The sequence below is a fragment of the Thermaerobacillus caldiproteolyticus genome (assembly GCF_015326725.1).
GTDB classification, from domain to species: domain Bacteria; phylum Bacillota; class Bacilli; order Bacillales; family Anoxybacillaceae; genus Thermaerobacillus; species Thermaerobacillus caldiproteolyticus.
The window spans coordinates 2742807-2757531 of the sequence record NZ_CP064060.1 but is presented as its reverse complement, the minus strand read 5'-3'; the positions used below and the strand labels follow the sequence as shown (position 1 = coordinate 2757531).

Sequence of the window (14725 nt, the reverse complement as noted above, 5' to 3'; positions counted from 1 at the left end):
GATAGTTTCCCCCTTTACTCCACTTTATATAAGTAAATCTTCCAGACGGATTCTGAGTCTTCAAATGACTTCATCAAGCGAAGATGGTTTTCTTTCGCATTCATAATCGGAACAGAAGAAAAGATATAGCGTCCTCCCATTTTTTTAAAGACGTCCGTGTTGATGTCAAGATGGCGAATCTTTTTATGAGACGTTTTTCGAAAATCGTAATGCTTGCCTAGTTCTGCTGAGAAAATATACACCCGATTGCCCCAATGATCGAAGTAATCTTTGAGTTCTGGACTTTTATCGAGCTCTTTCGCAATAATTTTTCGGAACTCGTGCTTGTAAGAAAGCGGGTAAAAATTGTTGTACGTATCGAGCGTGTAAAAGCCATTATATTGCGCAATCGCCGGATGAAGCCCGATGCTGGCGACCCGGTAGGAGCTTTGTGGTTGTCCGATATAGTCTTTAATCTCTTGGAACAAATGCTCTGCGTAAAACTCCTTAAATGATGGAGTGCCAATGATTCGATAACGAATTTCTTCGTTAAAGCCACAGAGCAAGAGAATTTGCAGGACAAGGGAGACAACGACAAACCGTCTCCATTTTTCTCCTCTTTGCCAGAGAATCCATAACGCAATCGCAAAATCCAGATAGATGACAAGCGGGCGTAAAAAGTGAAAGCGAGCGAAATTAAAAGTGTTCAGCAACGAAAATCTTTCCTTGAGCGGCTGCCACCCTTTGTAAAACCAGAACGCATACCAGACGGATAAGACGAAATTTAAGACAAATAGAAATAAAAACTGTTTTTCTATTTTCTTGTTTTGTTTGGCGATGACAAAGGCAAATGCAATGAAAAGCACAGGTAAGATAATGAAGGTATGCAATGTCATCACATGGGTATGTCCAAGTAAATAATTTTTAAAGACAAGGCGAACCGTGTGCCAAAAACCAAGTTTGGAAGATACAAACTCGTTTCGGCTTGTCGGTTCTTCTCCGAACAGCAGTGAGTAAACGAGACGATATTCAATGGCTAGAAACAGTCCCGTCATAAAGGCGATACTCCCAAGGAACGGGAGATTCCATTGTTTTTTGACGATGACATCGCGCAACCAAAGTAATGCCATCGCCGTTAAAAAGAAGAAAAAGCCAAGGACAAAACTTGCATAAAACGGAAGAAGGGCAAGAACGAGCCACTCTTTCCATGACGCTTGTCGATTTCGAATGGTTAAAAACGCCCAAAGCGCAAGCGGCATCCCGAGTGTACTTAGCATACCTGATGGCCAAAAAGGGGTAAGGGCAAACGCGAGAGCTGCCCCGACGCGAATGAGATAGGCCTCTTGTTCTGTCAAAAAGTGTCGTTTTAGTAACAAATACATCCCAAGAAAGGCGAACACTCGTGTAATCGTCTGGCTAAGGGCATACGCAACCATTGAAGGAAACAGGGCATGGAGCCAGACGATGCCGCTAAACTCCGTGCCAAAGGCGTTGCGGGGCAGACCATTAATGACTTGTGGAATCGTGGCATTGAGCGGTCCAAACAACTCTCCGCTTTTTGTCAGCACCTTATACCACGCAATATTGGAATCTAAGTTATCATGAACGCGAATATGAGCGTTTTCTCCTAACAGATAAAGCGGAGAGAGATAAAGAGCTAAAAGGAGGACTGCGATCCATATGGCTATTTGTTCTTTGTTTTTGACTTGTTTGTTACACGGTATCATTGTTCTCCGCTCCTTCTTGTTTAAACTTAGTCAAAACGGCATTTATTATAAGACAAAATGATTAAAAAACAATAAAAAATTTATTAAGAAAAGTAAAAGGTAGCGAGATGAATTCTAGTGGAAAAAAGAACTCCCTTCCCGCTGTGCGCTAGCAAGCGGAAAGGGAGAACGAAACGATTTTATGCAAATAAACTCATAATGCGGCTAAGACCGCGTCGTTTTGGTTTTTTTCTGCTGTTTTCTTCATCGAGGGAGCGGTCGTGATTGACTTTTTCGAGAAGAGCCAGCCGTTGTTCTAATTCGTGAATGTAAGTAGTGAGCTCATCAATTTCTTGACGGTGTTGCAATAGTTGAAATGAAACGACTTCATCGGCTTTTTGATCAAGTTGGCGCTCCATGCGCTGGAGGCGTGAGGTGAATTTGTCGAGTTGCGGTTGGACGTAAGTGGTGAAAAACGCTTCGGCAGAGAAGGCATCTTTTTCTTCTATATCGATGATATCGCTGTCTTCTAGAGCGGCTCCATGTTCAAACTTAATTTGTTCTAACAATGCCAGTGTTTCAGCATCAAATACATAATGACCGGCTTCATTTTTTGAGCACGGAATGTTATATTTTTTCACCCAACGTTGAACCGTTTTCGGCGATACCCCAAGGCGTTTGGCGACGTTACTTGTTTTTAGCTCCATAGCTTCCTCCTCCTTTTTCTTCTTGCTTATATCATTTTTCCATCGAGTGCTGATTTCCTTTCGGCTTGACAAAACTAGTGCGGATTCGGCAAAGAAAGTGGTCATCTCGAACGGTTCGTCAATTGTTGGCAAGAGGCGTTGAAAAAAATTCCTAACAGTCATAGGATTTACGACAGCGATTTGATAGAATACAAGTAGATTGGCAGAATCGTGAACATAGCGAGGTGATAGGGAATGTCCGCGTGGGTGTTAGAAATAATCAAAGGAATTGGTCGGTTATGGATACAACCTCTTTTCTATTATGGAATTTTGTTGGTGCTTTTTGTTGGATGGCGCCGGGTAAAAAAAGAGCGAAGTCATTTTCATATTCGTGTGTATGATTGGTTTCATGAAAGCAAATTTTTTTGGCGTAGCGGTCTTGGAATCGGCGTTGTTATTTCGTTTGTGACCGTTGTTGTCGGTGTGGCGTTTCCGCGGGATGCGGTGATGTTGCTCGCTTGGGTAACGATATTGCTTGGGCTGACGGTACAAATGAGGTTGTTATCGCCTGCTTACACGATCGGATTGACTTTTTTTGTTGTTAGTTTTTTAGCTAGATATGAAGGAACAAAATCATTTTTTACAGCCAATTTTCCTGGACTTAATGAAACGAATTTGCCAGCGTTAGCGATATTGCTAGCGTTGCTTTTAATGGCGGAAGCGTGGTTGATTTTACGAAATGGGGCTGTAGGGACATCTCCACAATTGACGAAAAGTAAGCGTGGGTTCATCGTCGGGGAACATTGGGCACAACGGCTTTGGTTTGTGCCGATACTGCTTCCGGTGACGGGGGATGCGCTTGTTCCTCCATTTTCGTGGTGGCCGCTGTTTCCGGGAGGGAATGACACGTATTCCCTCATGCTTGTCCCGTTTTTCATTGGCTTTTCCCAGCATGTTCAAGGAATGAATCCGCATCGATCGATTCACTTTACGGGGAAACGTGTCATGCTGTTGGCACTTGTGACCAGCATTCTGGCCGTGGTAAGCTACTGGTATGTGACGTTAGCGATTGCCGCGGCAGCTGTAGCGTTTATTGCGAGAGAATGGTTTGCGTTTTCCCAGCATGTTCAAGACCGTTCCCAGCCGCCTTACTTTTCGCAGCGCGCGAACGGGCTGGTAATCGTAGGGATCCTTCCGAAATCGAAAGCGGAGAAGATGGCACTTCAAATTGGTGAAGTGATTGTGAAGGTAAATGGAATGCCAGTGAAAACGGAAGAAGAGTTTTACAGAGCATTGCAGCGGAATCGCGCGTTTTGCAAGTTAGAAGTGTTGGGAGAAAACGGAGAAGTTCGCTTTGTGCAAGGAGCATTATATGAAGATGAACACCATGAACTTGGTTTATTGTTTGTGCAACAACGAAAAAAATGGGCCTCTGAAGCCGTCTAAATAAGGAGTTTTGGCGATGTGGTTTATCATTGCGTTAATTGTGCCATGCTTGCTAGTTCTTTTATTCACACGTGTGACGTATAACCATTATGTCGGTACTCTGTTAACGGTCGCTTTATTAGTGGCTTCTTATGTGAAAGGGTATACGGATGAATTACATGAAATTTTAGCTGATATTGTGTCCACGACCGTCGGATTTTTGTATGCAGAAAAGATGGTCAAAAGGCTAAAAAAATGAAATGAGAACGTGCCTTCGAATACGGAAGGCACGTTTTTTTTGTAACGATTGGATTTTTTGGAACGAATATAAGTTCGCTTTTTTTGTGCATCTTTTCTTTCAATATGCTACAATGAGAGTTAAGATGAATGAGAATAGGAGGCTTTGCATGTGGGAGAGCGTTTTGAGTTAGTCTCAACCTATCAGCCGCAAGGCGATCAACCAAAGGCGATTGCCAAATTAGTAGAAGGAATTCGAAATGGTGTGAAGCATCAAACGTTGTTAGGGGCCACAGGAACGGGAAAGACGTTTACCATTTCCAATGTCATTAAAGAAGTCAATAAGCCGACGCTTGTGATTGCCCATAATAAAACATTAGCGGGGCAATTATATAGCGAATTTAAGGAGTTTTTTCCGAACAATGCGGTGGAGTATTTTGTTAGTTACTATGATTATTATCAGCCGGAAGCATACGTGCCGCAAACGGATACGTACATTGAAAAAGACGCAAGCATTAATGATGAAATCGATAAATTACGACATTCGGCGACATCGGCGCTGTTTGAGCGGCGCGATGTCATTATTGTCGCGAGCGTATCGTGCATTTACGGTTTAGGTTCGCCGGAAGAATATCGCGAGCTTGTCGTGTCATTGCGTGTAGGCATGGAAATAGAACGGAATGAACTGTTGCGTCGCCTTGTCGATGTGCAATATGAACGGAACGATATTGACTTTCAGCGCGGAACGTTCCGCGTGCGCGGCGACGTTGTTGAAATTTTTCCAGCTTCGCGCGATGAACATTGCATTCGCGTTGAATTTTTTGGTGATGAAATTGATCGCATTCGCGAAGTGGATGCGTTAACAGGAGAGATTATCGGTGAACGGGAACATGTTGCCATTTTCCCAGCATCCCACTTCGTTACGCGCGATGAAAAAATGCAACTGGCGATTCAAAATATTGAAAAAGAGCTAGAGGAACGGTTGAAAGAATTGCGTGAGCAAGGAAAACTGCTAGAAGCGCAGCGTTTGGAACAGCGGACGCGCTATGACCTTGAGATGATGCGGGAAATGGGCTTTTGCTCAGGTATCGAAAACTATTCCCGCCATTTAACATTGCGTCCGCCGGGGTCGACGCCATATACGTTGCTTGATTATTTCCCTGATGACTTTCTTATTGTGATCGACGAATCACATGTGACATTGCCGCAAATTCGCGGAATGTATAATGGGGACCGGGCGCGCAAGCAAGTATTGGTGGATCATGGATTTCGTTTGCCATCAGCACTTGATAACCGCCCGTTAACGTTTGAGGAATTTGAACAAAAAATTAATCAAATTATTTATGTATCGGCAACACCGGGACCATATGAATTAGAGCATAGTCCTGAGGTCGTTGAACAAATTATCCGCCCGACGGGACTGTTAGATCCGACGATTGATGTTCGTCCAATTCAAGGGCAAATTGACGATTTAATCGGGGAAATTCACGAGCGCGTCAAACGAAATGAGCGTACGCTTGTGACGACGTTAACGAAAAAAATGGCGGAAGATTTGACGGATTACTTAAAAGAGATTGGCATTAAAGTGGCGTACTTGCATTCGGAAATTAAAACGCTTGAGCGAATTGAAATCATTCGTGATTTGCGTATGGGCAAATACGATGTGTTGGTCGGCATTAACTTGCTCAGGGAGGGGTTAGATATCCCGGAAGTATCTCTTGTGGCAATTCTTGATGCCGATAAAGAAGGATTTTTGCGTTCCGAGCGCTCGCTGATTCAGACGATTGGTCGTGCTGCCCGTAACGCGAATGGGCATGTCATTATGTATGCTGATACGATTACCCAGTCCATGGAAATCGCAATTAATGAGACAAAGCGGCGTCGTGCCATCCAAGAAGCGTACAATCGCGAGCATGGCATTGTGCCGCAGACGATTAAAAAGGACATTCGCGATGTAATTCGTGCGACGTATGCTGCGGAAGAACAGGAAACGTACGACGCAAAGCCGAATTACAGCAATCTCACCAAAAAAGAGCGAGACAAGCTCATTGCCAACTTAGAAAAGGAAATGAAAGAAGCGGCCAAAGCGCTTGATTTTGAGCGAGCAGCCGAGTTGCGTGATTTAATTTTTGAGCTAAAAGCGGAAGGATGATCGCAATATATGGCTAAGGATAAGATTATTATTAAAGGAGCAAGAGCTCATAATTTAAAAAACATTGATGTAGAAATCCCACGCGATAAGCTTGTCGTGTTGACAGGTTTATCCGGATCGGGAAAGTCGTCGCTTGCCTTTGACACAATTTATGCGGAAGGACAGCGGCGCTATGTTGAATCGCTGTCCGCTTATGCGCGTCAATTTTTAGGGCAAATGGACAAGCCGGATGTTGATGCGATTGAAGGGTTGTCACCGGCGATTTCCATTGACCAAAAAACGACGAGCCGTAACCCGCGCTCAACGGTTGGAACGGTAACGGAAATTTATGACTATTTGCGCCTGTTGTTTGCCCGCATCGGGCGCCCGATTTGCCCGGAGCACGGGATTGAAATTACGTCGCAAACGATCGAGCAAATGGTGGATCGAATTTTAGCGTATCCGGAGAGGACGAAAATTCAAATTCTCGCACCGGTCATATCAGGGCGAAAAGGAACACATGTGAAAACGCTCGAAGAGATTAAAAAGCAAGGCTATGTGCGCGTTCGCGTTGATGGAGAAATGCGTGAGTTGACCGAAGACATCGAGCTTGAGAAAAACAAAAAGCATTCCATCGAAGTAGTTGTGGACCGAATTGTGGTCAAAGAAGGAATCGCTTCACGCTTGGCGGATTCGCTTGAGACTGCATTGAAGCTTGCAGATGGTAAAGTGATTATTGATGTCATTGGTGAGGAAGAATTGTTGTTCAGCGAGCACCATGCGTGCCCCTATTGCGGTTTTTCCATCGGCGAGCTAGAGCCGCGCATGTTCTCGTTTAACAGCCCGTACGGAGCTTGTCCGGATTGTGATGGGTTAGGAGCTAAGTTAGAAGTCGATCCAGATTTAGTCATTCCAAACGATGAATTAACATTGCGTGAGCATGCGATTGCCCCTTGGGAACCGCAAAGCTCGCAATATTATCCGCAATTGCTAGAAGCGGTCTGCCGTCATTACGGCATTGACATGGATGTACCAGTGAAAGATCTGCCAAAGCATCAGCTTGATAAAATTTTATACGGAAGCAATGGGGAGAAAATTTATTTCCGTTATGAAAACGATTTTGGACAAGTTCGCGAGCAGTACATTGAATTTGAAGGGGTCATTCCGAACGTTGAGCGCCGTTATCGCGAGACAAGCTCCGATTATATTCGCGAGCAAATGGAAAAGTACATGGCGGATCAGCCATGTCCGACATGTAAAGGAAACCGGTTGAAAAAGGAAAGCCTAGCCGTATTTGTTGGCGGCAAACATATTGGAGAAGTGACAGCACTTTCGGTTACCGAAGCGCTCGACTTTTTCCGAAATTTACAATTGAGCGAAAAAGAAATGAAAATCGCCAATATGATTTTGCGTGAAATTATTGAACGCCTTGGCTTTTTAAACAACGTTGGTCTCGACTACTTAACGTTAAGTCGTTCGGCGGGAACGCTTTCGGGCGGCGAGGCGCAGCGTATTCGCTTAGCGACCCAAATCGGTTCTCGTTTGACAGGCGTGCTCTATATTTTAGATGAACCGTCCATCGGTCTTCATCAGCGCGATAACGATCGCTTAATTGCGACGTTAAAAAGTATGCGTGATATCGGCAATACGCTTATTGTCGTTGAACATGACGAAGATACAATGCTTGCGGCCGACTATTTAATTGACATCGGCCCGGGGGCCGGCATTCATGGTGGGCAAGTTGTGTCCGCAGGGACGCCGGAAGAAGTGATGAACGATCCGAACTCGCTTACCGGACAATATTTGTCAGGGAAAAAATTTATTCCGCTTCCAGTTGAGCGACGCAAGCCTGACGGACGTTGGTTAGAAATTGTCGGCGCGCGGGAAAATAACTTAAAAAATGTATCGGTGAAAATTCCGCTCGGCACGTTTATTGCGGTAACAGGTGTGTCGGGCTCTGGAAAAAGTACGCTTGTCAATGAAATTTTGCATAAAGCATTGGCGCAAAAACTGCACCACGCTAAAGCGAAGCCGGGTGAACATAAAGCGATCAAAGGTATTGAGCATTTAGATAAAGTGATTGACATTGACCAGTCGCCAATCGGTCGAACGCCGCGTTCCAATCCTGCCACATACACAGGAGTATTTGATGATATTCGTGAGGTGTTCGCCGCAACGAACGAAGCGAAAGTGCGCGGGTATAAAAAAGGCCGGTTTAGCTTTAATGTCAAAGGTGGAAGATGTGAAGCGTGCCGCGGCGACGGAATTATTAAAATCGAAATGCACTTTTTGCCGGATGTATATGTACCTTGTGAAGTGTGTCACGGCAAACGTTACAATCGCGAAACGTTAGAAGTGAAATATAAAGGAAAAAATATTGCCGAAGTGTTAGAGATGACAGTTGAAGATGCGCTCCAATTTTTTGAAAATATCCCGAAAATCAAACGGAAGCTGCAAACGATTTATGACGTTGGCTTAGGATATATTCAGCTTGGTCAACCAGCAACGACTCTCTCTGGCGGGGAAGCTCAGCGTGTGAAATTAGCGTCGGAATTGCATCGCCGTTCTACAGGGCGCACGCTCTATATTTTAGATGAGCCAACAACCGGATTGCATGTCGATGACATTTCTCGTTTGTTAAAAGTGTTGCAGCGATTAGTCGATAACGGCGATACCGTTCTTGTCATCGAGCATAACCTTGATGTTATTAAAGCAGCTGATTACATTATTGACCTTGGTCCGGAAGGCGGCGATAAAGGTGGACAAATCGTCGCTACGGGAACACCGGAAGAGGTTGCTGAAGTGGAAGGTTCTTATACAGGAAAGTATTTAAAACCGATTCTTGAGCGGGATCGCAAGCGAATGAGAGCCATGTATGACACGGCGGGGGTGTAATACCCGCCGTGCTTTTTTTTAGAAACTTTTTGCCACCCATGTCGTATATAAAAAGCAAAGGGGGAAACGACGATGAATTCAAATAAAGTGCTTGCTTCGTTATGTTATTTTAGTGTCTTTTTTGCCGGGTTTATTTTTCCGATTATTGTGTATTTCGTCAGCGATCGTGTGGAAGTAAAAACGCATGCGAAAAAAGCGTTTCTTTCTCATCTTATCCCGTTTGCCACGATTGTGCTCTTTGTGATTATGGGCATCTCTATTGGAATTTTTCATCAAGGTGGCGCGGTTGACGCAATGCCAGGTCTTGTATTAATAGGGATCATTATTGCGGGGATTGTTAATATGATTGTTGTGGTTTGGAACATTATTAAAGGGATTCAAGTCTTAAAATAACGGTGATGGAGGGATACGCGCATGGAGGAAAAAAAGCGCATATTAAAAATGGTGAAGGAAGGAATGCTAACGGTAGAAGAGGCGCTTACATTGCTTGAACAATTAGAGGAAGGAAAAAAAAGTGGAGATGCTGCGTTTTTAACAACAGATGTTCAGTTTACCGATACAAAGCAAGATTCTGTCAAGTCGTCATCGTTAAAAGAAAAGCTATTCGACTTCTTGGATACAACGGTGAAAAAGATCAAAGACTTAGATCTTCATTTCGGTACTGCTTTTGAAGTAAGACATATTTTTCAGCAAAGCGATGCCTCTTTTGGAGCCATTGATGTTCATATCGCCAATGGCAATGTAAAGGTAGTGCCATGGGATCAAAGGGATGTTCGTATCGAGTGTGAGGCAAAAGTATATCGGGCTGAGTCATTGGAAGCAGCGCGGCAGTCCTTTTTGCGGGAGGTATTTTTTTCAATCGAAAACGGATATTGCCGATTTTCCGTTCCGAAGCCATTCATGAAAACAAAGGCCACTGTTTACATTCCAGAGACTTATTATGATCATGTAAAAGTGCGTTTATTTAACGGTGATATTCACGCGGATCGTTTGCAAGCAAGACAGCTTCGTGCGAAAACGGTCAATGGTTCGATTGCGCTTCATCGCCTCATTGTTGAAGAAGCGGAGTTGGAAACGGCAAACGGCTCCATCTCTCTTTTGCAAAGCACAGTGCAAGATATTGAGGCTGAAAATGTTCATGGCCTTATCGAAATAAACGGAACATACAAAAACGTGCACTTGCGCACATTTAGTGGTACGATGATATGTAAGAATGAAGGGAAAGAAGGGACGATATATACTAAAACCGTAACAGGAAATACGAAATTATTCGTTCCAGCAGACGCTCGTCTAGAAGGGGAGATAAAGACGAATCTCGGCAGTTTATCGTATGACCATACCAATCTCGTCATTGTTGAAGAAAAGCATGAAGCAGCACAAAAGGGGCTGCAGTTTGTAAGCAAGCAAACGGAACAACCACTGTTACGCGTTTATGCCGATTCCAAAACAGGTTCGATTTCATTACAATCCATTGGAGATGATAGTATATGAAGCAACGAGTGACAGTCATAAGAAGGAAACATTACTTTTCCGTGATTTTTTCATGATGAACTGGCTGATTAGCATTCTTGTGAACACAGTTTTATTGATGGCAATTGATGGGTATTTTGCCTCGATCCACTTTAGCGGAGTGGGGGCTGCGTTCATTGCGAGCCTCATTCTTTCCATTCTCAATATATTTGTACGGCCGATTTTAATCCTTTTGACATTGCCGGTTACGATTCTTACGCTTGGATTATTTTTCTTTGTGATTAATGCAATAACGTTGATGATGACTGCCGCTATTATGGGCGATGCATTTGAAATTGGTGGATTTGGAACGGCACTGCTTGCTTCCATCGTTCTTTCCTTTTTCCATTTGCTCATCCAAAAAGCAATTATCGAACCATTGCAGCGCAGATCGTAGTACAAAGGTGAGACACCTGAATCGGTGCTCACCTTTTTCATCATTATATCTTTTTTCCTTTCTTGAGAAGGGTTGTCTAATTAGAAACAAATCTGCTGGTTAAACCAACTTCTTCGCTGACATGTGACGAGTGATCGCAGGTGCAGAGTCTGGAAAATAGCCTTCCTTCGGCTGCCTCTTTTGTGTCAAATAGTCTTCGCCCTCGAAGTGCAAGCACTTTTGTGGACGAAGAACGTTTGACCATTGTGGAGCTAGGATGGTGACGTTTCTCTGTTTGCACACAGGATGTGGGCAAGTTTTAGGAGAACTTGGGACGCTTATTCTTTTCTTATTGTCTCCCATTCAATGAAGGGAGGAAAAGTGCTAAAATGGAAAAAGACGAGGAAAGGAGAGGGCCGACATGCCGAAAGTGCGTACAAAAGATATTATTGACCAATTTCAATTGGAATTGATCAGCGGCGCTGAAGGAATTCACCGCCCGATTACGACGAGTGATTTGTCGCGTCCAGGGATAGAAATCGCTGGATACTTTGCTTATTATCCTGCTGAACGCATTCAATTATTAGGAAAAACAGAGCTTTCTTTTTTTGAAACGTTAAGTCCGAAAGAGAGAAAAGTGCGTATGGAACGACTTTGTACCGATATTACTCCCGGCATTATCGTGTCGCGTGGGTTAGAGATACCACAAGAGCTTATTGAGGCTTCTGAAAGGCAATCTGTTCCTGTTATGCGTTCCACGATGAAAACGACACGCCTTTCAAGCCGTTTGACGAACTATTTGGAAAGTAAACTAGCCCCAACGACAGCAGTGCATGGTGTATTAGTGGATGTCTATGGGGTTGGTGTTTTGATCACTGGAAAAAGCGGCGTTGGAAAAAGTGAGACGGCGCTTGAACTTGTTAAAAGAGGGCACCGGTTAGTGGCGGATGACTGTGTGGAAATTCGCCAAGAAGATGAAGGTGTACTTGTGGGAAGCGCTCCTGAATTAATTGAACATCTTTTGGAAATTCGAGGTTTAGGCATTATTAATATGATGACATTATTTGGAGCTGGAGCCGTTCGGACGCATAAGCGCATTTCGTTAGTGATTGATTTGGAACTTTGGGATCCAAACAAACAATATGATCGCCTCGGACTTGAGGAAGAGAAAGTCAAAATTATTGATACAGAATTGACGAAGCTGACGATTCCTGTAAGACCAGGGCGAAATCTTGCGGTCATTATTGAAGTAGCAGCGATGAATTTCCGCTTAAAACGGATGGGCATGAATGCAGCAGAAGAGTTTTCAGCGCGTCTAACAGATGCGATTGAGGATGGAGACCATGATTATGAATAAAAGATAGGAGGTAACATCAATGGAGACAACGATTCAACCGTTAGACCGCGTGTTTTTGCATCTAGGCCCGATCACCATTTATTGGTACGGTGTCATTATCGGAACGGGAGTGCTTCTTGGATTATGGTTAGCGACGCGGGAAGCAGTGCGGCGAGGGTTACCAAAGGAGACGTTTGTCGATCTTGTCCTATTTGCTGTACCAATTGCGATTATATGTGCGCGTACATATTACGTTATTTTCGAGTGGGACTATTATTCAAAGCATCTTTCTGAAATTCCAAAAATTTGGGAAGGGGGGCTGGCGATTCACGGTGGGCTGATTGGAGCGATTGCCACAGGAATCGTTTTTGCCAAAGTGCGTGGTTTATCGTTTTGGAAGCTGGCGGATATCGCGGCACCAAGCATTATTTTAGGGCAAGCGATCGGCCGTTGGGGGAATTTTATGAATCAAGAGGCACACGGTGGTCCGGTGACGCGACAGTTTCTTGAAAGCCTGCATTTGCCGGATTTTATTATTAATCAAATGTATATTAACGGTCAGTACTATCACCCGACGTTTTTATACGAGTCGGTTTGGGATTTCATCGGTTTTTTACTTTTACTAGCGCTTCGAAACATCAATTTGCGACGTGGTGAGTTATTCCTTAGTTATCTTATTTGGTATTCGATCGGCCGCTTTTTTATTGAAGGAATGCGAACGGACAGTTTAATGCTAACTGCTCATCTTCGCATGGCACAAGTGATGTCGATTGTGCTTATTCTCATTGCCGTCAGTCTATGGATTTTTAGAAGAGTGAGAGGGCTAGCCAAGGAGCGTTATACAGATTAGAAAAGGGGAGAAGAGCTATGCTTGGAACGCTAAAGCGGGGTATCATCGTCGGGTTGAAAACGACATGGACGCTTGGAAAAGTCATTTTTCCGATTACCTTGATCGTATCAATGTTACAGCATACTCCGATTTTACAATGGGTGATTGAATTCGTCACCCCACTAATGAAATGGATTGGTTTGCCCGGCGATGCGGCGATTCCCCTTGTGTTAGGGAATTTGTTAAGTTTGTATGCGGGGATCGGAGCGATTTTAACGTTAGACTTGACGGTAAAAGAAGTGTTTATTTTAGCTGTGATGCTTTCGTTTTCTCATAATTTGCTTGTTGAATCGACCGTAGCGGCAAAAACCGGAATGAATATTGCTTTAACGGTATTGGTGCGCCTTGCATTAGCGATCGTTTCTGCTTTTTTTATCCATCTTTTTTGGCAAGGCGGAAACGAGATGGCTCAGTACGGTTTTATCTCCAATTCTCCTGAACAACTCACGAGTTGGAGCGCAATCATCATCGCTGGTGTCAAAAAAGCGTTTCTTGGCATCGTTCAATTAACAATGATTGTCATCCCGTTAATGATCGGTATTCAATTATTAAAAGATTTAAAATGGCTTGACGTGTTTTCACGTTGGATGGCTCCGGTGACAAGAGCGCTGGGAATGAAGGAAAATACATCGATGACGCTTGCTGCGGGGCTTTTATTTGGGCTTGCGTACGGAGCGGGTGTAATGATTCAAGCAGTAAAAGAAGATGGAGTGTCAAAACGAGATTTAACGCTAGTGTTTCTTTTTCTTGTTGCGTGTCATGCGGTGGTGGAAGATACATTGCTGTTTGTTCCGCTTGGAATTCCAGTATGGTCACTTTTATTGATTCGCTTAATCACCGCGATTATATTGACGATGATAGCTAGTTTTACTTGGAATCGTATCGCACAAACTCGAAGGAAGGAAGCTGCTTTATGAATATTCGTACCGTGTTATTTGATTTAGATGGAACGTTAATTGATACGAATGAACTGATTATTCAATCTTTTTTGCACACGTTAGAAATGTACTATCCGGGGAAATATAAGCGTGAGGACGTATTACCGTTTATTGGTCCACCGCTTTACGATACATTTGTAGCGTTGGATGAGGAACGGGTACAAGAAATGATTGATACATATCGGGCGTTCAATCATGCGCAACACGATGCCCTTATCAAAGAATATGAAACCGTCTATGAAACAATTCAAACGCTTCATGCAAAGGGATTTAAATTAGGAGTGGTAACAACTAAAATACACTCGACCGCTTTGATGGGACTAAAGCGAACGAAACTAGATTCGTTTTTTCATTGCGTCATCGGGCTTGACGATGTGAAAAAGGCAAAGCCAGACCCAGAACCGATTTTTAAGGCGCTTTCGGTGCTGCAATCAACACCAGAAGAAACGGTGATGGTCGGCGACAATTATCATGATATTTTAGCGGGAAAACATGCAGGAACAAAGACGGCAGGAGTGGCATGGACAATTAAAGGACGAGAATACTTGGAGCAGTATGAACCGGATTTTATGTTAGAAAAAATGAGTGATTTATTGAACATTTTAGGAGTGGAATAGG

13 protein-coding genes are annotated in these 14725 nt (G+C 43.7%); 11 read left to right on the top strand and 2 right to left on the bottom strand.

Features of this window, described 5'->3' with window-relative positions; all coding sequences use genetic code 11:
* Positions 1-14: 14 nt before the first annotated feature.
* Both ISX45_RS13925 and ISX45_RS13920 read right to left on the bottom strand, forming a co-directional pair.
* Positions 15-1706, bottom strand: a complete 1692-nt coding sequence (locus ISX45_RS13925; RefSeq protein ID WP_181556541.1) for a DUF6044 family protein — start codon at positions 1704-1706, stop codon at positions 15-17.
* Positions 1707-1885: 179 nt separating this feature from the next.
* A complete protein-coding gene (locus ISX45_RS13920; RefSeq protein WP_181556540.1) occupies positions 1886-2392 on the bottom strand; it encodes a MerR family transcriptional regulator in 507 nt (168 codons plus the stop codon).
* Between the two features lie 234 nt (positions 2393-2626).
* Here ISX45_RS13920 and ISX45_RS13915 point away from each other — a divergent pair, with 234 nt between their 5' ends.
* From ISX45_RS13915 to ppaX, 11 genes are all read left to right on the top strand, one after another.
* A complete protein-coding gene (locus ISX45_RS13915) occupies positions 2627-3817 on the top strand; it encodes a PDZ domain-containing protein (RefSeq protein WP_194519230.1) in 1191 nt (396 codons plus the stop codon).
* A gap of 16 nt (positions 3818-3833) precedes the next feature.
* Positions 3834-4055 (top strand): CsbA family protein, encoded by a 222-nt coding sequence (locus tag ISX45_RS13910; protein ID WP_181556538.1) that lies wholly within the window; start codon positions 3834-3836, stop codon positions 4053-4055.
* A 150-nt stretch (positions 4056-4205) separates the two neighbouring features.
* Positions 4206-6185, top strand: a complete 1980-nt coding sequence (gene uvrB, locus ISX45_RS13905; protein ID WP_194519229.1) for an excinuclease ABC subunit UvrB — start codon at positions 4206-4208, stop codon at positions 6183-6185.
* Between the two features lie 9 nt (positions 6186-6194).
* Positions 6195-9059: an excinuclease ABC subunit UvrA gene (gene uvrA, locus ISX45_RS13900; RefSeq protein ID WP_194519228.1), complete on the top strand. Its 2865-nt coding sequence runs from the start codon at positions 6195-6197 to the stop codon at positions 9057-9059.
* Between the two features lie 72 nt (positions 9060-9131).
* Positions 9132-9452 (top strand): magnetosome magnetite crystal formation protein family, encoded by a 321-nt coding sequence (locus ISX45_RS13895; RefSeq protein WP_194519227.1) that lies wholly within the window; start codon positions 9132-9134, stop codon positions 9450-9452.
* Positions 9453-9473: 21 nt separating this feature from the next.
* On the top strand, positions 9474-10550 hold the full coding sequence (locus ISX45_RS13890) for a DUF4097 family beta strand repeat-containing protein (protein WP_194519226.1): 1077 nt from the start codon (positions 9474-9476) through the stop codon (positions 10548-10550).
* 52 nt (positions 10551-10602) lie between these two features.
* A complete protein-coding gene (locus tag ISX45_RS13885; protein ID WP_181556533.1) occupies positions 10603-10965 on the top strand; it encodes a phage holin family protein in 363 nt (120 codons plus the stop codon).
* Positions 10966-11365: 400 nt separating this feature from the next.
* The gene (gene hprK / locus ISX45_RS13880) at positions 11366-12301 is read left to right on the top strand and encodes an HPr(Ser) kinase/phosphatase (RefSeq protein ID WP_181556532.1); all 936 of its coding nucleotides are present in this window, start codon (positions 11366-11368) and stop codon (positions 12299-12301) included.
* Between the two features lie 19 nt (positions 12302-12320).
* On the top strand, positions 12321-13130 hold the full coding sequence (gene lgt, locus ISX45_RS13875; RefSeq protein WP_181556531.1) for a prolipoprotein diacylglyceryl transferase: 810 nt from the start codon (positions 12321-12323) through the stop codon (positions 13128-13130).
* Positions 13131-13147: 17 nt separating this feature from the next.
* Positions 13148-14086 carry a nucleoside recognition domain-containing protein gene (locus ISX45_RS13870; protein WP_194519225.1) on the top strand — a complete coding sequence of 313 codons (939 nt, stop codon included), beginning with the start codon at positions 13148-13150 and terminating at the stop codon, positions 14084-14086.
* On the top strand, positions 14083-14724 hold the full coding sequence (gene ppaX / locus ISX45_RS13865) for a pyrophosphatase PpaX (RefSeq protein WP_194519224.1): 642 nt from the start codon (positions 14083-14085) through the stop codon (positions 14722-14724). Before ISX45_RS13870 ends, ppaX begins: the two co-directional genes overlap by 4 nt.
* Position 14725 lies beyond the last annotated feature (1 nt).